The following is a 23,109-nucleotide window of genomic DNA, read 5'->3' as shown; positions in this document are numbered from 1 at the left end:
CCCGGTTTTTCGCAAGGAGAGCCGGTATGGCTTGGCTGATGTTGTTTGTAGCAGGATTGTTCGAAGTGGTGTGGGCGGTGGCGATGAAGCAGTCGAACGGCTTTACCCGCCTGTGGCCCAGCGTCGTCACCCTGGTCGGCATGATCGCCAGCTTCGTGCTGCTGACGGCCGCGATGCGCACCCTTCCCCTGGGAACCGCCTATACGGTATGGACCGGCATCGGCGCCGTGGGCGCCTTCGTGGTCGGGATCGTCATGCTGGGGGAACAGGTCAACACGATGCGCGTGGTGGCGGCGGTGCTGATCGTGTCGGGGCTGGTGTTGATGAAACTGGCTGATTGAGAAGCCGGCGCCTGGCCTGCAACATTGGATCCCGGCCTGCACCGGGATAGCGGTTTCACGGCCAATGGTGCGAAGGCCTCCCGTCACCGCCATCCTGCAAGCCGTCGTCCCGGCGAAGGCCGGAATCCGATTCCGCAGCGCAGTGTGAAAACGAAAAGCCCCGCTCGCGCGGGGCTTTCCACATCAGCACGCAGGCCGAATCACTTGTCGGTCACCGTGAACTCCCCGAACGCCTTGAGCTGCTCGCCCACCGCCTTCGGATCCCCCACCACCACGATCGACTGGTTCTCCGGCGCGAAGTACTTGCGCGACACCTCGCGCACCTGCTCCGGCGTGACCTTCTGGATGCGCGGCACGTATTCGCCCAGGAATTCGGCCGGCAGGCCGACCAGCCAGTTCTGCGCCAGGGTGGCCGCGACCGCGCGCTGCATCTGGTTGCTGATCAGGTAGCCGCCTGCGACGTAGCGCTTGTTCATCTCCATTTCCTTGGCCGGCACCGGCTCGGTTCCGATGCGCTTGAACTCGGCGAAGAACTCGTTCAGCGCCGCGCCGGTCACTTCGTTGCGCACGTCGGCGCCGCCGACGATCGCTCCGCCCACGCGGTTCAGGCGGGCGCCGGCCGAGGCGCCGTAGGTGTAGCCCTTCTGCTCGCGCAGGTTGCTGTTCACGCGGCTCGAGAAGCCGCCGCCCAGGATGGTGCTGGCCAGGCGCAGCGGAATCTGGTCCGGCGCGCTGGCGGCGATGCCGGGGCTGCCCAGGCGCACGGTCGACTGCACGCTCTTGTCACGCTGCAGCAGGACGCGCGCAGGCTTCGCGCTGGCCGGCGCGGGCGCGGTATCCGGCAGGGCCGGGCCGCTGGCCTTCCAGTCGCCGAAGGCCTGTTCGGCCAGCTTCAACGCATCGGCTTCCTTGACCGGCCCGGTGATCACCAGGAGGGCGCGCTCCGGGCGCATGCGCTTGGCGTGCTCGGCGCGCAGCATGTCCTGGGTCACGGCGTTGATCGCCTCCACCGTCGGGGTGGTGCGGGCGTACGGGTGGTCGCCATAGACCGCGCGGCTGATGGCGCGCTCGGCGCGGAAGCCCGGCTGGGTTTCCGACACGCGCAGCGACTGCAGTGCGTTGGCCTTGGCCAGCGCGACTTCCTTCTCCGGGAAGGCCGGCGTGCGGGCGACTTCGGCCAGCAGTCCCATCATCGGCGCGGCTTGCGACGCCAGCGCGTTGGCCGCGACCACGAGGCCGTCCGAGGAAGCGCTGGCGGCCACCGAGCCGCCCATGCCCTGGGCCGCTTCGGCGATCGCGCGCGAATCGCGCTTGGCGCTGCCTTCGTTGAGCAGGCCGGCCAGCATGTTGGCGAAGGCCGGGGTGCCTGGCGCGTCGGCCGCGAAGCCGGCGCCGCGCAGGGCCAGCACGTAGTCCACGCGCGGCAGGCCCTGGCGCGGCACGACCCACACGGTCAGGCCGTTGGCCAGGGTTTTCTTGGCGATCTTCGGCACCGGGATCGGCTTGTCCTTGCCATAGGCAGGCATCGGCAGGGATTTTTCCGCGGCAGGCGCGGCGGCGTAGGCCGCCGGCGCGAAGGCGACCGAGACGGCGATTGCGAGCATCAGTTTTTTCATCGATGCGCTCCTTATTTGTTTGCGCCGGCGGCGGCAGGGGTGGCGGCAGGGGCAGCAAGCATCGCGGCCGGCTTGCGGTCGATCACGGTACGGTTGGCCGGCACCATGTAAGTGCGCACCGCGCGCTGGATGTCTTCCGAGCTCACGGCGTCGACCCAGCCCGGGATCTTGTTGACCACGTTGGCGTCGCCCCACATCACCTGCATCTTGGCCATCATGTCGGCGCGGTTGATGAAGCTTTCGAGCTGGTTGTTCCAGTTGGCCTGCATGCGGGTTTTCACGCGCTTCAGGGTCGCGGCGTCCACGCCGTTCTGCGCCACCTTGGCGAGTTCCTCGTCGATCGCCTTGAGCATGGCGTCGGCGCTGCTGTTCGGCTTGTACAGGGCGAACACGGTCAAGAGGGTGGGGCCGTCGTACTCGAAGGGGCCGGTCAGGCCGAACAGGGAGTCGACGTTGAGCGCGATCTCGCGGCCCTTGACCAGGCCCTGGTACAGCAGCGAGGCGTCGCCGCCGGCCAGCAGTTCGCCCAGCACGGCCATGGCGGCCTGGTCGCGGTGGCCGCGCGGCGGCATCTTCCAGGCCGCGGCGATGGCCGGCACCTGGGCCAGCGCGTCGCTCTGCACGATGCGCTTTTCCTGGGTGTTCAGGCCTTCGTTGAAATCGGTCGGCTTCGGGGTGGGGCGGGCCGGGATGCCGCCGAAGTACTTCTGGGCCAGCGCGAAGCCCTGGCTCGGCGTGATGTCGCCGGCGATCGCGATCACGGCGTTGTTCGGGCCGTAGTAGTCGCGGTGGAAGGCGCGCACGTCTTCCAGGCTGGCGTTCTCCAGGTCTTCGAAGCTGCCGTAGCCGTCATGGTTGTTTTCCCATTTCTGGAAGGCGTGCTGGCCGATGTCGATCCACATGAAGCCGCCGTAAGGCTGGTTCTTCACGTTCACGCGGATCTCTTCCTTCACCACGTCCTGCTGGTTCTTCAGCGTGGCCGGGTTGAAGTCGAGGGTCTTCATGCGGTCCGCTTCCAGCCACAGGATCGGCTCCAGCGCCGACACCGGCGCCGTTTCGATGTAGTTGGTGTAGTCGGCGCGGGTCGAGCCGTTGTTGCGGCCGCCGCCGGCGGTGATGGTGGTGTCGAACACCCCCTTCTTGGCGTTCGGCGTGCCCTGGAACATCAGGTGTTCGAACAGGTGGGCGAAACCGGTGCGGTTCCTGGGCTCCAGGCGCATGCCCACTTTGTAGACGACGGACACGCCGACGGTCGGCGAACTGCGGTCTTCGGTGACGATGACCGTCAGGCCGTTGTCGAGCTTCTTGACGGCGACCGGCAGGGTCCACTGGTCCGCCGAGGCGGCGAACGCCGACAGCGAAAACGTGAGCCCGGCCAGCAATACAGGTAATTGGCGCATGCGCATGGATAGACCTCGATAGGAGTGTGCTTGTGACGATACTTGAGCTGGCGGCTTGGCCGCCATGCGCTGCATCTTAGCGCAATGGCATGCCAATAAGTAATCTTTTTTGCATGGAATAGTTTGCGCCATGTCGGTCGCGCGCCACAGTCCCCGGCGAGCACACCCTGTCCATCCATATGCCGCTCTGGAGCGCGTTTTCTGCAGTTCATCGCAGGGCGGTGGGCAGGGGCCCTCCAGAAAGATATAGTTGCAGCATGCCAATACCGGCCAGACGCTGGTAATGTTGCGGTAGAGCCAGCTCATGAGGCCGGCAGCAACGACACCCAAGAACACGCATTCGGAGAAATCAATGACACTGCTTCCCAAGCTCGGCCTGGCGTTCGCGCTTCTCGGCACCTCGCTTCTCGCCACGATCGGGATCGCGAGCGCGGCGCCGGACACGGCCACCGAGACCCGCCCGATCGACGCGCGCGTGGTGCGCGTCAAGCTGGACGGCGTGGTGGACCTCAAGATTCGCCAGGGCAGCACGCCGATGCTGGTGCTGAGCGGCGACCCGCGCCTGCTCGGCAAGACTACCACGCTGCAAAGCGGCGACACCCTCAACATCGGTACCGAGATCAAGGGCGTGCGCATCAACCTCGGCCGCAGCATGGGCCTGCATGCCGAGCTGACCCTGCCGAACCTGCGCGAAGTCAGCTCGGAAAGCGTCGGCGGCACGACAGTCAGTGGTTTCTCCGGCGACGAGCTCGAGCTTAACCTGGATGGGGCCGGCTCAATGAATGTATCATGTAACTACAAGGTCGTGAGCGCGAACCTGGGCGGTGTCGGCAGCATGAAGATCCATGGCATCGACAGCGACAGCGTCGAGCTGAACCTGAGCGGCGCCGGCTACGTGACCCTGTCGGGCCGCAGCCGCACGCTCAAGGCGGAGCTCGGTGGACTGGGCGGGCTGGACGCCCGGGCCTTCGCGGCCGAGAACGTCACCCTCGAGCTGTCGGGCCTGGGCAACGCCACCGTGACCGCGCGCGACAGCGCCAACCTGACGCTGTCGGGCATGGGTTCGGTGACGGTGTACGGCAAGCCACAGAACCGCAAGACGAGCGTCGACGGCCTGGGCAAGGTCAACTGGAAGTAGTCGGCTGCTGCGAGAGCAAAACAGGAATGGCGGCAGGGAACAAGAACAAGATGAGTCCATCACGAGGACCAAGGGTACGCAGAGACCCTGATTCCATGGTCGAGACATGAAAAAACTATTGGTAGCAATCGCATTCGCCCTTGGCCTGCAGGCAGGCGCGCATGCGGGCTTCGCGGAAGGGGCCAGCGCGTATAACGCGCGCAACTACGCGGCAGCACTGAAACAGATCCTCCCGCTCGCCAAGTCCGGCCACGCGGATGCCCAGCATTTGCTGGGCCTGATGTATTACATGGGCCGCGGCGTCACGCGCGACTACAAGCAGGCATTTGCCTGGCACCACCGGGCCGCCCAGCAGGGCAAGGCCGACGCGCAGTACGTCGTGGGCGCCATGTATTACACCGGCAACGCGGTTCCCCAGGACCAGCGCCATGCGGTGACCTGGTTCCGCAAGGCGGCCGAGCAGGGGCATGCCGACGCCCAGCACGCGCTCGGGCTGATGTACCGCTACCACCAGGCCGGCATGCCGCAGGACATGGTGCTGGCCTACATGCTGTGGAACCTGGCTGCGGCCGGCGGCAACCATAACGCGGTCGAGCAGCGCGCCGCGATCTCGCGCCAGATGACGCAGGAGCAGATCGAGGAGGCCCAGTCGCTGTCGCGGCTGTGGAAGCCGGGGAGGCCCTTGCCGACGAGCTCGCGTACGGGCACCAGTTCCTGATCAAACACCGCCGGCGAGCCCGGCGGCTTTTCGTTAGCCGCGCCGCCCTCCGTAGGGTGGTCGGGTCCTCCCGACCGCGCGTCCAACCAGATCGAGCATGGACGCACGGTCTGTTCACGCCGGACCAGATCGAGCATGGACGCACAGTCTGTTCACGCCGGATTTGAACGCGCGGTCGGCATAGCCGACCACCCTACTTGACACCTGCCGGCGCTGCCGCCTTCGCAGCTGCGCGAAACAGCGTCAGCGGCACCGCATTGCCCATCGCCTGGTAACCGAGGTCGTTCGGATGCAGGTGGTCGCCGCTGTCGTAGGCCGGCAGCAGGCGCGTCGGATGGGCCGGGTCGCGCGTGACGCGGTCGAAGTCGATCACGGCGTCGAACTCGTCGTTGTTGCGGATCCAGTTGTTCACCGCCTGCCGCACGGTTTCCTTGTCTAGCGAGTAGTAGCCGGCGCCCTCGAACGGCGTCAGGGTGCCGCCGATCACGCTGATGCCCTTGGAGCGGGCGCGCTTGATCAGCTGGCGGTAGCCGGCGATCAGGTCTTCCGCCGTGACCGGGTTGGCGGGCGAGCTGTTGCCGATGTCGTTGATGCCGACCAGCACCACCAGGTAGCGCACGCCGGCGGTGGCCAGCACGTCGCGGTCGAAGCGCTCCAGCGCGCTGCGTCCGGCCAGCGGATTGGGCGAGTTGCCGAGCAGCCGGTTGCCGCTGATGCCGCGGTTGACCACGCCGAAGCGGGTGTTGATGCCGACGATGGGATCGCGCTCGGTCTGCAGGCGGCGCGCCAGCCAGTCGGGCCAGCGCTTATTCGTGTCCGGCGTGCTGCGGGTGCCGTCGGTGATCGAGTCGCCCAGCGCGACGATGGCCGGTCCGGTCGAATCCACATCGACTTCGGTGAGGAAGGGCCAGATCGTGATGGTGCGCTGCACCGGCAGGGTGGGGGCGGCCGTGAAGTTACCCGGCAGCGACACGTAGTTGGTCTGCAGCGCCAGCGAATGCAGGGTGGTGGCTTGTACCGTCCCCGGCAGGTAGAGGCTCACTGCCAGGTCGGACAGCGCCGGCACGTTCAGCTCGACCGGGTCGGACAGGGCCGGCGCGCCGGGCGGGATGGTGACGAAGCTGCGGCCGCCGAAGGTGAGCGCGCGGTCGGTGCCGGGCGCCACGTCCGAACCGCTGGCGCGCAGGCCGATCCGCGCCGCCCCGATCGTGAGCGGCGTGCTGCCCAGTTCGTTCGACAGGCGGATGCGGACCCGGTTGCCGCCTATGCTGGTGTGGACGACCAGGCGCAGCGTCTGGTCGGTGAAGGTCTGCAGGCCGGCGTCCGGCGGCGGACCGGCCGGCGCCGTGCCCCAGGTGCCGGTCCAGTTCTCCGTGGTCCACGGCTGGGCGCCGACGGGATGGGTCGGCAGCGCGATCGCGGCGGCCAGCATCGCGCTGCCCAGCAGCAGGCGTCGGCGCGGCGGCTGCATGCGCTCGCCGGCGCCGGTCAAGTGATCCCGGAGCCGCCGCGCGGCCTTGGCAAGGAGGGGAAGGAAGCGTTTCATCGTATGCTCCTCGAGGTGATGGCCATGCGATATGCATGAGCTCGTCTGACCAATGTAGCCAGCCCCGCAGCCATGGACAAGCAGGAGGACGCCACGATCCTTGCGCCAGATCGAGGCGTGACAGGATTGATATGCCTGCAAGAATCTTCCCTGCGCTTGGGAGCAATCTTGTCCGCGGATTGACCCGTGACCGCGAGGACTGTGTTCGCAGGCGCACGGAGCCGCATCGGCAACAGGACTAGCGTGGCCATTCCAGGAACGAGGAGCGGCCATGAGCAAGCATTCACGCGACGTAAGGATCGAAAACCCGACCATGCCGGCGGGTGGTTGGGGCTCGGTGCAGGAAGTGACCAGCATCCTGCTGCACCAGCGGGTGCCCCTGAAGGACAGCCGGCTGCTGCTGAACCAGAACAAGCCGGACGGCTTTGCCTGCGTCAGCTGCGCCTGGGCCAAGCCGGCCAACCCCCATCCCTTCGAATTCTGCGAGAGCGGCGCCAAGGCCACCGCATGGGAAACCACCAGCAAGGCGATCGGCGCGGACTTCTTCGCGCGCCATACCGTGAGCGAGCTGGAGGCCTGGGACGACCACAGCCTGGAAGACCAGGGCCGGCTGACCGTCCCCTTGCGCTACGATGCGGCCAGCGACAGATACCTTGAAATCGCCTGGGACACGGCCTTCGTCGAGATCGGCACCGCGTTGCGCGGCATGGACCGCAAGCAGGTCGTGTTCTACAGTTCCGGGCGCGCCTCGCTCGAGACGTCCTACATGTACGGCTTGCTGGCGCGCATGTACGGCAACAACAACCTGCCGGACAGTTCCAACATGTGCCACGAAAGCACCTCGGTCGGCCTGCAGAAGACCATCGGCGTACCGGTCGGCACCGTGACGCTGGACGACTTCGCCCAGACCGACTGCATCTTCTTCTTCGGCCAGAACGTGGGCGTGAACAGCCCGCGCATGCTGCACCAGCTGCAGGAAGCGCGCCGCCGCGGCGTGCCGATCATCACCTTCAACCCCTTGCGCGAGCGCGGCCTGGTCAGCTTCACCAACCCGCAGTCACCAGCCGAGATGCTGACCCGCTCGGAAACGCCGATCAGCACCCAATACCACCAGGTGAAGCCGGGTGGCGACACGGCCGCCATCATGGGCTTGTGCAAGGCCATCTTCGCCCATGACGACGACGCCCGTGCGGCGGGCGGCGCGCGCGTGCTCGATACGGCCTTCCTGCAGGAGCATACCCACGGCCTGGCCGAATTCGAGGGGGCGGTGCGCGCCTGCGACTGGGCCGACATCGAGCGCGAATCGGGCCTGCGGCGTGCCGCGCTGGAAAGCGCGGCCGAGGTGTACTGCAAGTCCACGGCCGTGATGGCGGTGTATGGCATGGGCCTGACCCAGCATCGCAACGGCGTGCAGAACGTGGCCATGGTCGTCAACCTGCTGCTCCTGCGCGGGAACATCGGTAAACCCGGCGCCGGCGTGTGCCCGGTGCGCGGCCACTCCAACGTGCAGGGCCAGCGCACGGTCGGCATCACCGAGAAGCCCGAGCTGGCGCCGCTCGACCGGCTGAAGGAGCAGTACGGTTTCGAGCCGCCGGTAGAGAAGGGCATGGACACGGTCGAGGCCTGCGAAGGCATCCTGGCCCGGCGCGTGCAGGCTTTCATCGGCCTGGGCGGCAACTTCGTGCGCGCGGCGCCGGAGCATGCGCTGATGGAGGCGGCCTGGCGCGAGATCCCGCTGACGGTGCAGGTCTCGACCAAGCTCAATCGCAACCACCTCATCCACGGCAAGGCTTCCTACATCCTGCCTTGCCTGGGCCGCATCGAGATCGACCGTCAGGGCAGCGGCCCCCAGGCTGTGAGCATCGAGGACAGCACCGCCTGCATGCACGGCTCGCGCGGCATGGCCGAACCGGTAGCCGGCACGCTGCTGTCGGAAGCGGCCATCGTGGCCGGCATCGCCAAGGCCACGCTGGACCCGAATCCGCACGTCGACTGGGACGACTGGGTGGCCGATTACGCGCGCATCCGCGATGCGATCGAGGCGACCTATCCCGAGATCTTCCACGACTTCAATGCCCGCATGTGGACGCCGGGCGGCTTCCGCAAGCCGCTGGCCGCGGCGCACCGGGTCTGGAAGACCGAGAGCGGCAAGGCGATGTTCACCACGCCCGAAGGGCTCGACGGGAATCCCGACCTGCGCGACGGGCGGCGCGGTACCGGGCCTGCGGCGCTGCGCCTGTTCACGGTGCGCAGCGACGGCCAGTTCAACACCACGATCTACAGCCACGACGACCGCTTCCGCGGCGTCTACGGCAGCCGCATGGTGCTGTTCATGGCGCGCGCCGACATGGCGAAATACGCGCTGGCGCAGGGCGCCATCGTGGCCCTGCGCTGCGCCGCCGACGACGGCGTCGAGCGCAGGGTGGGCGGGCTGGCCGTCGTGCCCTACGACGTGCCGGAAGGCTGCATCGCCGGCTACTTCCCCGAGCTCAATCCCCTGATCCCGCTGTGGCACCATGCCAAGGAAAGCAAGGTGCCGGCGGCCAAGGCCATCGACGTGTTCCTGGAACGCGACGGGAGCCCGGCGTGAACGCCGCCGACGCTTCCTTTGCGCCGCCGGGCGCCAGTCGCCTGCCGGCCGGCCGCTGGCGCGACGGCCGGCTGGAAGGGGCCAGCGAGCTGGTGGCGGAGGAAGTGCCGGTGGCGCTCAGCTACAACGGCATCAGCCACGCAGTGATGCTCGCTTCGCCTTGCGACCTGGAGGATTTCGCGCTCGGCTTCTCGCTGGGCGAGCGCATCGTGCAGGACGCGCGCGAGATCTACGGGCTGGAGGTGGAAGAGGGCGCGGGCGGCATCGTGGTCGAGATGCGCATTGCTTCCAGCGCCATGCTGCGCCTGAAGGAAACGCGCCGGGGACGCCTGGGCAAGACCGGCTGCGGCCTGTGCGGGGTCGAGAGCCTGGCCTGTTTCGAGGAAGAGCTGTTTGCGGCGCCGGCGCCCGGCCATGCCGCGCCGCTGCGCCTGGACCCGGACGCCCTGCATCGCGCGATGGCAGCCATGGCGGCGCGCCAGGACCTGCACCAGGCCACCGGCGCCGTGCACGCGGCCGGCTGGGCGGGGCCGGACGGCGAACTGCTGTACGTGCGCGAGGATGTCGGGCGCCACAATGCGCTCGACAAGCTGGTTGGCGCACTGGCGCGCGGCAGGATCGATCCCGGCGAGGGTTTTGCGGTGGTCACGAGCCGGGCCAGCTTCGAGATGGTGCAGAAGGCGGCGCGCGCCGGCATTCCCCTGCTGGCGGCAATCTCGGCGCCGACCGCGCTGGCGGTGCAGCTGGCCGACGCGGCCGGGGTGAGCCTGCTCGGCTTCGTGCGGGGAGGGCGCCATGTCCTGTATTCCCATCCGCAGCGGGTGGCGACGGGGGCGCAGTGAACCCGGTATCATGCGCTCCTTGACAAGCGCATTCCGGAGCACACATGGTCATCGTGACCCACAACGGCAAGTTTCATGCCGACGACGCATGGGCGGTGGCCGTCCTGCACATCCTGTTCCCTGAGGCCGAGATCGTCAGGACGCGCGAGCCGTCCATCATCGAGGCCGCCGATTTCGTAGTCGACGTCGGCGGCGTCTGGGACCCGGCCGCCGGCCGCTTCGACCATCACCAGAAGGGCTTCGAAGGCGCCCGCGGCAGCGGCGTGCCCTACGCCAGCGCCGGCCTGGTGTGGCGCGACTACGGCGCGCGCTGCGTCGCGCACCTGGCCGCGTTGCACACCGGACACCAGCTCGACCCCGACACGGCGCAGCAGATGGCCTATGCGATCGACGCCGACATCGTGCAGTACCTCGACTTGTCCGACGTCGGCGCCGCCAGGAACGCGCCCGGCGGCTATGGCATGTCGGCCGTGGTGTCGGGCTACAACCCGAACTGGCTGGACGAGCAGCGCCTCGGCTACGGGCAGGAGGCGGAAGCCTACCGGCTGGCCCAGTTCCGCAAGGCCATGGACTTCCTCACCGACGTGATCGTCAACTCGGTGAAGTACCGCGTGGGCGCGATCCTGGCGCTGGCCCAGGTGCGCCGGTCGGCGGCGTTCGAAAACGGCCGCCTGCTGTTCCTGGAGAATGCAGCGCTGCCCTGGAGCTCGGTGGTGCGCAAGGAAATGCCGAAGGTGCTTTTCGTGCTCAGCCATAGCCTGTCGGAGGACCGCTACATGCTGCACACCGTGCCGGCCACCACCGACACCTTCGACGCGCGCGCCGACCTGCCCGAGAGCTGGGCCGGCCTGCGCGACGCCGACCTGGCGGCGGTGACCGGCGTGCCCGATGCGAAGTTCTGCCACAACGGGCGCTTCATTGCTGCTGCGAAATCCTACGAAGGCGCTTACGCGATGGCGAGGCAGGCCCTGCAGGCCGTGGACGAGGGCCGGACGCCCCTGTACACGCCGCGCGAGGCAGTTTCGCCCTGAGTAGGCACAGCGTTAGGTAAGGCACGGTCTGTCGCGGCCGGACACTTTATCTTGGTCCCATGGCCAAGATGGTTTCGATGAAAAAGCTGTACGCGATGCAGCGGATGTCCGCGGCGCTGAAGCGCGCATCGGCGGCGCGGCCCTTCGGGCCGGACACGGACCGGGCGCTGCGCTGGGCCGCGGCCTGGGGAATGTGCGCCGGCATCCGTACGCCGCATACGCGCGTGCGGCTGCGGCGCGACACGCTGGTGGGTGTCAGCGCCGCGCCGGAGCCCAATCGGCACATGCGCTCCTGAGCCAGTGTGCTATGCTGACCCCCTGGCCCGTCCAACTGTGTCGATCCGTCGCGTGATGCCAGGCATCCGGCGATCGATTGGGGTATGGGCATGATTGCCAAAAGCAGGTTCAATCACACGGCCGCAGGTCTACTCAGCAAGTTCATCAGCCGTAACAACGATATCGAGGGCTACTGGGGGCTCGGCGTACTCTACGCGGAAGCGCGTGCATCGGCCAACCGGGTCGCGTTCGACCTGCTCGACAGCACCGCACGGCCTGTATCGCCCGTCTGCAACAGCGCGGCACATACCTGGGCGCTTTACCTGCGCGCCGCGCTCGCCAGGCACGGCCTCACTTCCCACATACTCGCCGCAGCAACCGTTTCCATTGAATTCAAGCTGCCGCTGCCGAAACGGCCGCCCTACATCCCGTGTGGCGATCCCTTCGAATGCGTGGTGCATCTCCGCTCCGCGGATGGGCGTGAATTTGTCCGTCGAGAAATTGGATACTGCCTGCCGCAGGACCAATTCCATGGCAGCCGCAGCACGCGCTGGCCCGGCTGATGCGTAGACGGGCGCGCAGCTTTTCGCCGGCTCCCTTACAATTGCGGTTTTTTCAACACGGGAGTTCCCATGCGCGCCATCGAAATCACGCAGCCCGGCAAGCCGGAGGTCCTGCAGCCATGCGAACGGCCCATGCCGGTCGCTGGGCCTGGCGAAGTGTTGATCAAGGTACATGCCGCCGGCATCAACCGTCCCGACGTGCTGCAGCGCCTGGGTAAATACCCCGTGCCGCCCGGCGCCTCCGATCTGCCGGGCCTGGAAGTGGCCGGCGAGATCGTCGGCGGCGACCATGCCGCGGCCGGTTTCGCCAGGGGCGACATGGTCTGCGCGCTGGTGCAGGGCGGGGGCTATGCCGAGTACTGCAGCGCGCCGGCCGCGCAGTGCCTGCCCATCCCGCAAGGTCTGAGCCCGTTTGAAGCGGCCTCGTTGCCCGAGACGTTTTTTACCGTTTGGTCAAATGTGTTCGACCGCGCCCGGCTGGCGCCCGGCGAATCGCTGCTGGTGCAGGGCGGCAGCTCGGGCATCGGGGTGACCGCCATCCAGCTGGCGGCGGCCCTGGGCCACCGCGTGTTCGCCACTGCCGGTACGGACGACAAGTGCCGTGCCTGCGAGCAGCTGGGCGCCGAGCGCGGCATCAATTACCGCAGCGAAGACTTCGCTGCCGTAGTGAAGGAACTGACGGGCGGGAAGGGCGTCGACGTGATCCTGGACATGGTGGCCGGCGACTACCTGCCGCGCGAGATCGACTGCCTGGCCGACGACGGCCGCATCGCCCTGATCGCGCTGCTCGGCGGCGCCAAGGCCGAGATCGACCTGGGCCAGGTGCTGCGCCGCCGCCTGACGATCAGCGGTTCGACCCTGCGCCCGCGCCCGGTGGCCTTCAAGGCCGCGATCGCCCGCAGCTTGCGCGAGCGCGTCTGGCCGCTGTTCGAACAGGGCAAGCTCAAGCCCGTGATCTACCGCAGCTTCCCGCTGGCCGGGGCGGCCGAGGCGCATGCGCTGATGGAGTCCAGCACGCACGTGGGCAAGATCGTGCTGGAAGTGGTCTAAGAGATTGAATCAAAAAGGGAAGTGGCGTGTCGGCAGGGCTCAGTCATTGTTTGACCGCCACATATTCGACCGCTAGAATAGCGGGTTAATTTATCCGTGGGTTAGTATGCGTGCCAAACTCGTCGTAGGTAACTGGAAAATGAACGGCAGCCGCGCTGCCAATGCCGCGCTCCTGAACGGCATCCTCGAAGGACTGGGCGATGCCAAGGCCTCCGTGGCGGTGTGCGTGCCGGCGCCTTACCTGTTCCAGTGTGAAGAAATCCTGCAAGGATCCCCGGTCGCCTGGGGTGCGCAGGACGTGTCCTGTCATCCGGTGGGCGCCTATACGGGCGAAGTCTGCATGTCGATGCTGCAGGATTTCGGCTCTCGCTACGTGATCGTCGGCCACTCGGAGCGCCGCGCCTACCACGGCGAAACGAACGAGCTGGTCGCCAGGAAGGCGAAAGCGGCGCTCGACGCGGGCCTGACCCCGATCGTCTGCGTCGGCGAAACCCTGGCGCAGCGCGAAGGCGGGCAGACCATGGAAGTGGTCGACGCACAGCTGGAAGCCGTGCTGGAAGCTGTTGGTAGCGACGCCGTCGACAGGATCGTGCTGGCCTACGAACCCGTATGGGCGATCGGCACGGGCAAGACCGCGACACCGGAAATGGCCCAGGAAGTGCACGCCGCCGTGCGCGAAAAACTGCGCGAATGCAACGCCGATGCGGCGCAACGCACGCTGGTGCTGTACGGCGGCAGCATGAAGCCGGATAATGCGGCGGACCTGATGGCGCAGCCGGACATCGACGGCGGCCTGATCGGTGGTGCGGCACTGAAGGCGGCGGATTTCCTCGGTATCGTCCGCGCGGCCAAGTAACAGAATCAAGGGCCAAGGCTCTCAAGCAGCAAAGTACTTCAACGTCGTCGTTAACTTGGAAATGGAATTGCAATGAACACCGTGTTCAATCTGATTATTGTTGTGCAGGTTATTTCGGCCCTGGCCATCATCGGCCTGGTGCTGGTCCAGCACGGCAAGGGCGCCGACATGGGCGCGGCCTTCGGCTCGGGCGCCTCGGGCAGCCTGTTCGGCGCCTCGGGCTCGTCGAACTTCCTGTCGAAGTCGACCGCGTTCGCAGCCGCCGTCTTCTTCGCCTCGACCCTGGCGCTGGCATGGTTCAGCAATTCCCGCACCGCTGGTCCGGACGGCGGCGTGATGGAGCGCGTGACCGTGCCGTCGTCGGCGGCCCCGGCCACCGGAGCGCCGGCCGCCGGCATCCCGAACGATGTCCCGGGCGCAGGCCCGAACGCCGGCCCGACCACGGTCGTTCCGGCCAACGACATTCCGCAGACGCCGGGCGTCGCCATTCCTGCGGCGCCGGACCAGGCCGCTCCGGCCCCGGCAGCACCGGCCACCGCTCCTGCCACGCCGGCGCCGACCAAGTAATTCGGCCGGGCCGTACGCCCGTCCCGGATGTGGAGTAGAATGCGGCTCGCCATCGAGCGGGTCGCATCGTAGTGAAGGATGGGCAGCCCTCAATGCTGCCGGCCCTGCTGTAAAGATGGCTAGCCTTAAAAGAAATGTTGAGTAATTGCGTAATTTCCTTGTGATCGCGCAATTTGTGCATTGAAAAGTAGTGCTAAGGCAGGGTAAAATACTGGTCTCCAGCCGACGTGGTGAAATTGGTAGACACGCTATCTTGAGGGGGTAGTGGCGCAAGCTGTGCGAGTTCGAGTCTCGCCGTCGGCACCAAGATACGAAAGAGCCAGCAAGGGCGTATGAGCGATCGCTCTCCTGCCTGCGCTGGCTTTTTCACGAGGATCAGTCGTACGATCCTGGTAGCAATCTTCGGACGGCCTTGCAAACCGTAGCGAGCGGCGGCAATGCCGGTCGAGAAGCACAGCCGTACTCGAGTACGGCGAGCATCGCAGACCGGCAGTGCAACGCGCAGTAGGTTTGCAAGGCCGTCCGGCCAGGTTCGCGCGATTCGGCGCTGCAGCCCTGCAGTGTTTCTTTAACCGATCGTTCAAATAGGCTTCACGTGAACCTCGAAAATTATCTCCCCGTTCTTCTCTTTATCCTGGTTGGCATCGGCGTTGGTGTCGCTCCGCAGGTGCTCGGCCGCATCCTCGGCCCGCACCGCCCCGACGCGGCCAAGCTGTCCCCGTATGAATGCGGCTTCGAAGCCTTCGAAGACGCGCGCATGAAGTTCGACGTTCGCTACTACCTGGTGGCGATCCTGTTTATTTTGTTTGATCTGGAAACGGCATTCTTCTTCCCATGGGGCGTCTCGATGCGCGAACTGGGCTGGACCGGTTTCATCACGATGATGGTGTTCATCGCCGAATTCATCGTGGGCTTCTGGTACATCTGGAAGAAAGGTGCCCTTGATTGGGAATAAGCCATGGCAATTGAAGGCGTATTAAACGAAGGTTTCATTACCACCACAGCCGATAAGCTGATCAACTGGGCGCGCACGGGATCGATGTTCCCGATGACGTTCGGTCTGGCCTGCTGCGCGGTCGAGATGATGCATGTGGGCGCCGCCCGCTACGATCTCGACCGTTTTGGCATTGTGTTCCGCCCGTCGCCGCGCCAGTCCGACGTGATGATCGTTGCCGGCACGCTGTGCAACAAGATGGCTCCCGCCCTGCGCAAGGTGTACGACCAGATGGCCGAGCCGCGCTGGGTGATCTCGATGGGTTCCTGTGCCAACGGCGGCGGCTACTACCACTACTCGTATTCGGTGGTGCGCGGTTGCGACCGCATCGTCCCCGTGGACGTCTACGTGCCGGGCTGCCCGCCGACCGCGGAAGCACTGCTGTACGGCATCATGCAGCTGCAAAACAAGATCAAGCGCACCAACACCATCGCGCGCTAAGAACAGCGAAACACCATGACGACGAAACTCGAAACCCTTGAACTCGCCCTGAAAAATGCACTGGGCGAGGGCGCGACCGTCAAGCAGGCGCTGGGCGAACTGACCGTGGTGGTCAAGGCCGCCGACTACCTCAGCACGATGCAGGCGCTGCGCGACACGCCTGCGCTCGCATTCGAACAACTGATCGACCTGTGCGGCGTCGACTATTCCCAATACGGCGAAGGCACCTGGGACGGTCCGCGCTTCGCGGTCGTGGTGCACCTGCTGTCGGTGCAGCATAACTGGCGCGTGCGCGTGCGCACCTTCTGCCCGGATGAAGACATGCCGATGGTCGAGTCGATCACCGGCATCTGGCGCGCCGCCAACTGGTTCGAGCGCGAAGCCTTCGACCTGTTCGGCATCCTGTTCGACGGCCACGGCGACCTGCGCCGCATCCTGACCGACTACGGCTTCATCGGCCACCCGTTCCGCAAGGACTTCCCGATCACGGGCTATGTCGAGATGCGCTACGACCCTGAACAGAAACGCGTGATCTACCAACCGGTGACGATCGAGCCGCGCGAGAACATCCCGCGCGTGATCCGTGAAGAAACCTACGGGACATCGAAATAATGGCTGAGCTTAAGAATTACACCCTGAACTTTGGTCCGCAGCACCCGGCAGCGCACGGCGTGCTGCGCCTGGTGCTGGAGCTGGATGGCGAAGTGATCCAGCGCGCCGACCCGCACATTGGCCTGCTGCACCGCGGCACCGAGAAGCTGGCCGAGACCCGCACCTACCTGCAATCGGTCCCGTACATGGACCGCCTCGACTACGTGTCGATGATGTGCAACGAGCACGGCTACGTGCTGGCAGTGGAAAAGCTGCTGGGCGTCGAAGCGCCGATCCGCGCGCAGTACATCCGCACCATGTTCGACGAGATCACCCGTATCCTGAACCACCTGATGTGGCTGGGCGCGCACGCGCTCGACATCGGCGCCATGGGCCCCTTCCTGTACGCCTTCCGCGACCGCGAAGACCTGTTCGACGTGTACGAGGCGGTGTCGGGCGCGCGCATGCACGCGGCCTACTACCGCCCGGGCGGCGTCTACCGCGACCTGCCGGACCGCATGCCGCAGCACAAGGAATCGCCGATCCGCTCGAAGAAGGCGATCGACGAACTGAACCGCGACCGCCAGGGTTCGGTGCTGGACTTCATCGAAGCCTTTACCAAGCGCTTCGACGGCTACGTGGACGAATACGAGACCCTGCTGACCGACAATCGCATCTGGAAGCAGCGTACCGTCGGCATCGGTGTCGTCAGCCCGGAAGATGCGCTGGCGATGGGCTTCACCGGTCCGATGCTGCGCGGCTCGGGCATCGCCTGGGACCTGCGCAAGACCCAGCCCTACGCGGCCTATGACAAGGTCGACTTCGACATCCCGGTCGGCACCAACGGCGACTCCTACGACCGCTACCTGGTGCGCATCGAAGAGATGCGCCAGTCGAACCGCATCATCAAGCAGTGCGTCGCCTGGCTGCGCGTGAACCAGGGCCCGGTCATGATCGACAACCACAAGATCGTGCCGCCGAACCGCGAAGACATGAAGTCCAACATGGAATCGCTGATCCACCACTTCAAGCTGTTCACCGAGGGCTTCCACGTGCCGGAGGGCGAGGCCTACGCGGCGATCGAGCACCCGAAGGGCGAGTTCGGCATCTACATCGTGTCGGACGGCGCCAACAAGCCCTACCGCCTGAAGATCCGCACCCCGGACTATGTCCACCTGCAGAGCCTCGACGAAATGTCGCGTGGCCACATGATTGCAGACGCGGTGGCCATCATCGGCACCCAGGATATCGTGTTCGGCAGTATCGATAGGTGACGCTAACGTCCGTTAAGAGGTCAAGAAAATGTTATCGCAGGAATGCTATAAAAAAATCGATCGCGAGCTGGCCAAGTACCCAGCCGATCAACGCCAGTCGGCCGTGATGGCTTCGCTGGCCCACGCCCAGGTCGAACTGGGCTGGCTGTCGCCGGAAACGATGCAGGAAATCGCCGACTACATCGGCATGCCGGCCATCGCCGTGCAGGAAGTGGCGACCTTCTACAACATGTACAACATCAAGCCGGTCGGCCAGAACAAGATCACCGTCTGCACCAACCTGCCGTGCGCCCTGTCGGGCGGCGAACGCGCCGGCCAGCGCATCCAGGACGCGCTCGGCATCGGCTATCGCGAGACCACGGCCGACGGCAAGTTCACGCTGGTGGAAGGCGAGTGCATGGGCGCCTGCGGCGACGCACCGGTGATGCTGGTGAACAACCACCGCATGTGCTCGTTCATGAGCGACGACAAGATCGACGCCCTGCTTGAGGAACTGAACAAATGACCAGCCTGCACGACCGTCACATCAATCCGCTGATCCTCAAGGACCTGAACGGCGACAACTGGCGCCTGGCCGACTACGTCAAGCGCGGCGGCTATTCGGCGCTGCGCCGCATCCTGGAAGAGAAGATCACGCCGGAACAGATCATCGCCGACATGAAGGCCTCGGGCCTGCGCGGCCGCGGCGGCGCCGGTTTCCCGACCGGCCTGAAGTGGAGCTTCATGCCGCGCCAGTTCCCGGGCCAGAAATACCTCGTCTGCAACACCGACGAAGGCGAACCGGGTACCTTCAAGGACCGCGACATCATCCGCTACAACCCGCACGCGCTGATCGAAGGCATGGCCATCGGCGCCTACGCGATGGGCATCACCGTGGGCTACAACTACATCCACGGCGAGATCTTCCAGGAGTACCTGCGCTTCGAGGAAGCGCTGGAAGAGGCGCGCGCCGCCGGCTTCCTGGGCGACAGGATCATGGGCAGCGAATTTTCCTTCCAGCTGCACGCCCACCACGGCTACGGCGCCTATATCTGCGGCGAAGAAACCGCGCTGCTGGAGTCGCTCGAAGGCAAGAAGGGGCAGCCGCGCTTCAAGCCGCCGTTCCCGGCCTCGTTCGGCCTGTACGGCAAGCCGACCACGATCAACAACACCGAGACCTTCGCGGCCGTCCCCTTCATCCTGAACCTGGGCCCGGAGAACTACATGGGCCTCGGCAAGCCGAACAACGGCGGCACCAAGATCTTCTCGATCTCGGGCGACGTCGAGCGTCCGGGCAACTACGAAGTCCCGCTGGGCACCCCGTTCGCCAAGCTGATGGAGCTGGCCGGCGGCATGCGCGGCGGCAAGAAGATCAAGGCCGTGATCCCGGGCGGTTCGTCGGCGCCGGTGATCCGCGGCGAGGTCATGATGGATACCGACCTCGACTACGACTCGATCGCCAAGGCCGGCTCGATGCTGGGTTCGGGCGCCGTGATCGTCATGGACGAGACCCGCTGCATGGTCAAGTCGCTGCTGCGCCTGTCCTACTTCTACTACGAAGAATCCTGCGGCCAGTGCACCCCGTGCCGTGAAGGCACCGGCTGGATGTACCGCATGGTCCACCGCATCGAGAACGGCAAGGGACGTCCGGAAGACATGGACCTGCTGAACAACATCGCGGGCAACATCAAGGGCCGCACCATCTGCGCGCTGGGCGACGCCGCCGCGATGCCGGTCGAAGCGATGATCAAGAACTTCCGCGAGGAATTCGAATATCACATCGAGCACAAGCACTGCCTCGTGCCCGCATACCTTTAAACCAGGTCAGGTAACGATCAAATGGTTGAAATTGAATTAGACGGCAAAAAAGTCGAAGTCGCACCAGGTTCCATGGTGATGGACGCCGCAAACAAACTCGGGACCTATATCCCGCACTTCTGCTATCACAAGAAATTGTCGATCGCAGCGAACTGCCGCATGTGCCTGGTGGAAGTCGAGAAGGCGCCCAAGCCGATGCCGGCCTGCGCCACCCCGGTGTCGCCGGGCATGATCGTGCGCACCCACAGCGACAAGGCCGTGCAGGCGCAGAAGTCGGTGATGGAGTTCCTCCTCATTAACCACCCGCTCGATTGCCCGATCTGCGACCAGGGCGGCGAATGCCAGCTGCAGGACCTGGCCGTCGGCTACGGCAAGGGCCAGTCGCGCTACGAGGAAGAAAAGCGCGTGGTGGCCCCGAAAGAGGCCGGCCCGCTGATCTCGATGGAAGAGATGGCGCGCTGCATCCAGTGCACCCGCTGCGTGCGCTTCGGCCAGGAAGTGGCCGGCGTGATGGAATTCGGCATGGTCGGCCGCGGCGAGCACTCGGAGATCACCACCTTCGTGGGCAAGACCGTCGATTCGGAAGTGTCGGGCAACATGATCGACCTGTGCCCGGTCGGCGCCCTGACTTCCAAGCCGTTCCGCTACTCGGCGCGTCCGTGGGAACTGCAGCGCCGCAAGTCGATCTCGCCGCACGACTCGCTCGGCACCAACCTGATCGTCCAGGTCAAGGGCGGCAAGGTCATGCGCGTGCTGCCGCTGGAAAACGAGGCCATCAACGAGTGCTGGCTGTCGGACAAGGACCGCTTCTCGTACGAGGCGCTGGACAACGCCGACCGCCTGGTCAACCCGATGATCAAGCAGGACGGCAAGTGGATCGACACCGACTGGCAGACCGCGCTGGAATACGTGGCCCACGGCCTGCGTAACATCCGCCACGAGCACGGCGCCGACAGCATCGCCGCCGTCGCCACCCCGCACTCGACGCTGGAAGAACTGTACCTGCTGAACAAGATGATCCGCGGCATTGGCTCGGACAACATCGAGTTCCGCCTGCGCCAGAGCGACTTCGCCCTGGACGGCCAGGTGACCCCGTGGCTGGGCATGCCGATCGCGCAGATCTCGCAACTGAAGCGCGCCTTCGTCATCGGCTCCAACCTGCGCAAGGACCACCCGCTGGTCACGACCCGCCTGCGCGTTGCCACCAAGGGCGGCACCAAGCTGTCGCTGCTCGGTGCGAGCGATGACGACCTCCTGATGCCGATCGCGAATAAAGTGATCGCCGCCCCGGCCGACTGGCTGGCCGCGCTGTCGGAAGTCGTGTCGGCCGTCGCCGGCGCCAAGGGCATCGCCGCACCGTCGGGCTTCGAGAACGTCCAGGCAGGCGAGGGCGCGCAAGGCATCGCCGCGACCCTGGTCGGCGTCGACACCCCGGGCGCCGTACTGCTGGGCAACGCCGCCTCCTACCACCCGCAAGCCTCGAAGATCCACGCCGCCGCGCAGTGGATCGCCGAACAGACCGGCTGCTCCTTCGGCTACCTGGTCGACGCCGCCAACACCGTCGGCGGCCATATCGTCGGCGCGACGGGCAAGGGCGAGGCTGTCTTCGCATCGCCGAAGAAGGCCTACGTGCTGCTGAACGCGGAACCGGAACTGGATGCGGCCAACCCGCAGCAGGCCCGTGCGATGCTGGACGGCGCCGAGATGGTCGTCGCCATGTCGGCCTTCAAGCACGGCTTCGACTTCGCCGACGTGCTGCTGCCGGTCTCGCCGTTCAGCGAAACCGCCGGCACCTTCGTGAACTGCGAAGGCCGCGCCCAGAGCTTCAACGGCACCGTCAAGCCGCTCGGCGAAACCCGTCCGGCCTGGAAAGTGCTGCGCGTGCTCGGCAACCTGCTGGGCCTGCAAGGCTTCGACTACGAGACCTCGGAATCGATCCGCGACGAAGCCATCGGCAAGGGCGTGACCGACCTGTCGGCCAAGCTGAACAACGTCGCGCGCCTCCAGCCATCCGCCGGCCAGTACGCCCCGGCCGGCCAGCTCGAGCGCGTCGCCGACGTGCCGATCTACTTCACCGACGCGCTCGCGCGCCGTTCGGAGCCGCTGCAGCGCACCGCCGACGCGAATGCGCCCCTGGTGAACCTGTCGGCCGCCGTTGCCGAGCAGATCGGCGTGCAGGCGGGCGAACTGGTGCGCGTGACCCAGGGTTCCGGCAGCGCCGTGCTCGTAGCCAACGTGGACAAGCGCCTGCCGTCGAACGCGGTGCGCGTGGCCGCCGGCCACCCGGCCGTCGCCACCCTCGGCGCCATGTTTGGTTCGATCAATGTTGAGAAAGCAGTTGGTAAAGCGACTGAGCAAGCAGGAGGCGGCAAATAATGGCAACGCCCGGATTTATCGATAACTTTTACGAATTCGGCGCTGCCAGCCCGATCGGCTTCGCGTGGCCCATCCTGTGGACCCTGCTGAAGATCATCGTGGTCCTGCTGCCGCTGATGGGCCTGGTCGCCTACCTGACCCTGTGGGAGCGCAAGCTGATCGGCTGGATCCAGATCCGCGTGGGCCCGAACCGCGTGGGTCCGGGCGGCCTGCTGCAGCCGATCGCGGATGCGCTCAAGCTGCTGCTCAAGGAAATCGTCATCCCGACCAAGGCCAACCGCAGCCTGTTCGTGATCGGTCCGGTCATGACCATCATGCCGGCGCTGGCCGCCTGGGCGGTGGTGCCTTTCGGTCCGCAAGCCGCGCTGGCCAACGTCAATGCCGGCCTGCTGTTCCTGATGGCGATCACCTCGATGGAAGTCTACGGCATCATCATCGCCGGCTGGGCCTCGAACTCGAAGTACTCGTTCATGGGCGCGATGCGCGCCTCGGCACAGATGATCTCCTACGAGATCCCGATCGGCTTCGTGCTGGTGGTGGTGCTGATGGTCACCGGCAGCCTGAACATGTCGGACATCGTCCTGAGCCAGCAGATCGGCGTCATGGCCGACATGGGCCTGAATTTCCTGTCCTGGAACTGGCTGCCGCTGCTGCCGCTGTTCGTCATCTATTTCGTGTCCGGCCTGGCCGAGTGCAACCGCCACCCGTTCGACGTGGTGGAAGGCGAATCGGAAATCGTGGCCGGCCACATGGTCGAGTACTCGGGCATGTCCTACGCGATGTTCATGCTGGCCGAATACGCCAACATGATCCTGATCGCGACCCTGGCATCGATCCTGTTCCTGGGCGGCTGGTCGGCGCCGTTCGGTTTCCTGGAATTCGGCGCGATCGGCGGCTTCTTCTGGCTGTTCCTGAAGATGTTCATCATGGTCTCGCTGATGATCTGGGTCCGCGGCACCTTCCCGCGCTACCGCTATGACCAGATCATGCGCCTGGGCTGGAAAGTGTTCATCCCGCTGACCCTGTTCTGGCTGGTCGTGGTCGCCCTCTGGATGCACTCGCCCCTGAACATCTGGCCTGCTCTGAAGTAAGGAAGCAACTC

General features: G+C 65.8%; 22 protein-coding genes and 1 tRNA gene. 20 read left to right on the top strand and 3 right to left on the bottom strand.

The window, feature by feature from the left end; all coding sequences use genetic code 11:
• Positions 1–26: 26 nt before the first annotated feature.
• Positions 27–341 carry a DMT family transporter gene (locus tag AC56KL_RS02620; protein ID WP_497178581.1) on the top strand — a complete coding sequence of 105 codons (315 nt, stop codon included), beginning with the start codon at positions 27–29 and terminating at the stop codon, positions 339–341.
• A gap of 200 nt (positions 342–541) precedes the next feature.
• Here the strand turns inward: AC56KL_RS02620 and AC56KL_RS02615 are convergent, their stop codons facing one another.
• Together AC56KL_RS02615 and AC56KL_RS02610 are read right to left on the bottom strand one after the other, a co-directional pair.
• Positions 542–1,957: a M16 family metallopeptidase gene (locus AC56KL_RS02615; protein ID WP_497178580.1), complete on the bottom strand. Its 1,416-nt coding sequence runs from the start codon at positions 1,955–1,957 to the stop codon at positions 542–544.
• Between the two features lie 11 nt (positions 1,958–1,968).
• Positions 1,969–3,357 carry a M16 family metallopeptidase gene (locus AC56KL_RS02610; protein ID WP_497178579.1) on the bottom strand — a complete coding sequence of 463 codons (1,389 nt, stop codon included), beginning with the start codon at positions 3,355–3,357 and terminating at the stop codon, positions 1,969–1,971.
• Between the two features lie 352 nt (positions 3,358–3,709).
• On the opposite strand from AC56KL_RS02610, the gene AC56KL_RS02605 reads away from it, so the two are divergent.
• Together AC56KL_RS02605 and AC56KL_RS02600 are read left to right on the top strand one after the other, a co-directional pair.
• Positions 3,710–4,495 (top strand): GIN domain-containing protein, encoded by a 786-nt coding sequence (locus tag AC56KL_RS02605; protein ID WP_497178578.1) that lies wholly within the window; start codon positions 3,710–3,712, stop codon positions 4,493–4,495.
• 106 nt (positions 4,496–4,601) lie between these two features.
• Entirely contained in the window at positions 4,602–5,213 is a 612-nt protein-coding gene (locus tag AC56KL_RS02600) for a tetratricopeptide repeat protein (RefSeq protein WP_497178577.1), read from the top strand.
• 193 nt (positions 5,214–5,406) lie between these two features.
• Here AC56KL_RS02600 and AC56KL_RS02595 read toward each other — a convergent pair whose 3' ends face one another.
• Complete coding sequence (locus tag AC56KL_RS02595) at positions 5,407–6,759, bottom strand: SGNH/GDSL hydrolase family protein (RefSeq protein WP_497178576.1); 1,353 nt, start codon at positions 6,757–6,759, stop codon at positions 5,407–5,409.
• 271 nt (positions 6,760–7,030) lie between these two features.
• On the opposite strand from AC56KL_RS02595, the gene AC56KL_RS02590 reads away from it, so the two are divergent.
• The 17 genes from AC56KL_RS02590 (at position 7,031) to nuoH (ending at position 23,098) form a co-directional block, all read left to right on the top strand.
• The gene (locus AC56KL_RS02590; RefSeq protein WP_497178575.1) at positions 7,031–9,349 is read left to right on the top strand and encodes an FdhF/YdeP family oxidoreductase; all 2,319 of its coding nucleotides are present in this window, start codon (positions 7,031–7,033) and stop codon (positions 9,347–9,349) included.
• On the top strand, positions 9,346–10,191 hold the full coding sequence (gene fdhD, locus AC56KL_RS02585; RefSeq protein ID WP_497178574.1) for a formate dehydrogenase accessory sulfurtransferase FdhD: 846 nt from the start codon (positions 9,346–9,348) through the stop codon (positions 10,189–10,191). The genes AC56KL_RS02590 and fdhD overlap by 4 nt, the downstream gene beginning before the upstream one ends.
• A gap of 44 nt (positions 10,192–10,235) precedes the next feature.
• Positions 10,236–11,222 carry an MYG1 family protein gene (locus AC56KL_RS02580; protein WP_497178573.1) on the top strand — a complete coding sequence of 329 codons (987 nt, stop codon included), beginning with the start codon at positions 10,236–10,238 and terminating at the stop codon, positions 11,220–11,222.
• 59 nt (positions 11,223–11,281) lie between these two features.
• Positions 11,282–11,518 (top strand): hypothetical protein, encoded by a 237-nt coding sequence (locus AC56KL_RS02575; RefSeq protein ID WP_497178572.1) that lies wholly within the window; start codon positions 11,282–11,284, stop codon positions 11,516–11,518.
• A 90-nt stretch (positions 11,519–11,608) separates the two neighbouring features.
• Entirely contained in the window at positions 11,609–12,061 is a 453-nt protein-coding gene (locus tag AC56KL_RS02570) for a hypothetical protein (RefSeq protein WP_497178571.1), read from the top strand.
• A gap of 69 nt (positions 12,062–12,130) precedes the next feature.
• Positions 12,131–13,111, top strand: a complete 981-nt coding sequence (locus AC56KL_RS02565; protein ID WP_497178570.1) for an NAD(P)H-quinone oxidoreductase — start codon at positions 12,131–12,133, stop codon at positions 13,109–13,111.
• A 106-nt stretch (positions 13,112–13,217) separates the two neighbouring features.
• Entirely contained in the window at positions 13,218–13,967 is a 750-nt protein-coding gene (gene tpiA, locus AC56KL_RS02560) for a triose-phosphate isomerase (RefSeq protein WP_497178569.1), read from the top strand.
• Between the two features lie 72 nt (positions 13,968–14,039).
• Positions 14,040–14,534: a preprotein translocase subunit SecG gene (secG, locus tag AC56KL_RS02555; RefSeq protein WP_497178568.1), complete on the top strand. Its 495-nt coding sequence runs from the start codon at positions 14,040–14,042 to the stop codon at positions 14,532–14,534.
• Between the two features lie 221 nt (positions 14,535–14,755).
• Positions 14,756–14,840 (top strand) — tRNA-Leu (locus AC56KL_RS02550).
• A gap of 289 nt (positions 14,841–15,129) precedes the next feature.
• Positions 15,130–15,489 (top strand): NADH-quinone oxidoreductase subunit A, encoded by a 360-nt coding sequence (locus AC56KL_RS02545; RefSeq protein ID WP_027863883.1) that lies wholly within the window; start codon positions 15,130–15,132, stop codon positions 15,487–15,489.
• 3 nt (positions 15,490–15,492) lie between these two features.
• Complete coding sequence (locus AC56KL_RS02540) at positions 15,493–15,969, top strand: NuoB/complex I 20 kDa subunit family protein (RefSeq protein WP_020654624.1); 477 nt, start codon at positions 15,493–15,495, stop codon at positions 15,967–15,969.
• A gap of 15 nt (positions 15,970–15,984) precedes the next feature.
• Positions 15,985–16,581 carry an NADH-quinone oxidoreductase subunit C gene (locus AC56KL_RS02535; RefSeq protein WP_497178567.1) on the top strand — a complete coding sequence of 199 codons (597 nt, stop codon included), beginning with the start codon at positions 15,985–15,987 and terminating at the stop codon, positions 16,579–16,581.
• A complete protein-coding gene (locus AC56KL_RS02530) occupies positions 16,581–17,834 on the top strand; it encodes an NADH-quinone oxidoreductase subunit D (RefSeq protein ID WP_497178566.1) in 1,254 nt (417 codons plus the stop codon). The genes AC56KL_RS02535 and AC56KL_RS02530 overlap by 1 nt, the downstream gene beginning before the upstream one ends.
• A 28-nt stretch (positions 17,835–17,862) precedes the next feature.
• Entirely contained in the window at positions 17,863–18,339 is a 477-nt protein-coding gene (gene nuoE / locus AC56KL_RS02525; protein ID WP_497178565.1) for an NADH-quinone oxidoreductase subunit NuoE, read from the top strand.
• The gene (gene nuoF / locus AC56KL_RS02520; protein ID WP_497178564.1) at positions 18,336–19,631 is read left to right on the top strand and encodes an NADH-quinone oxidoreductase subunit NuoF; all 1,296 of its coding nucleotides are present in this window, start codon (positions 18,336–18,338) and stop codon (positions 19,629–19,631) included. The genes nuoE and nuoF overlap by 4 nt, the downstream gene beginning before the upstream one ends.
• A 21-nt stretch (positions 19,632–19,652) precedes the next feature.
• The gene (gene nuoG / locus AC56KL_RS02515) at positions 19,653–22,007 is read left to right on the top strand and encodes an NADH-quinone oxidoreductase subunit NuoG (RefSeq protein WP_497178563.1); all 2,355 of its coding nucleotides are present in this window, start codon (positions 19,653–19,655) and stop codon (positions 22,005–22,007) included.
• Positions 22,007–23,098 (top strand): NADH-quinone oxidoreductase subunit NuoH, encoded by a 1,092-nt coding sequence (nuoH, locus tag AC56KL_RS02510; protein WP_497178562.1) that lies wholly within the window; start codon positions 22,007–22,009, stop codon positions 23,096–23,098. Before nuoG ends, nuoH begins: the two co-directional genes overlap by 1 nt.
• The last annotated feature ends 11 nt before the right edge of the window (positions 23,099–23,109 follow it).

The organism is Telluria sp. ZB4P34, from assembly GCF_059686055.1.
The sequence above is the reverse complement of the archived record's forward strand: the minus strand, read 5'-3'. Positions and strand labels throughout refer to the sequence as shown.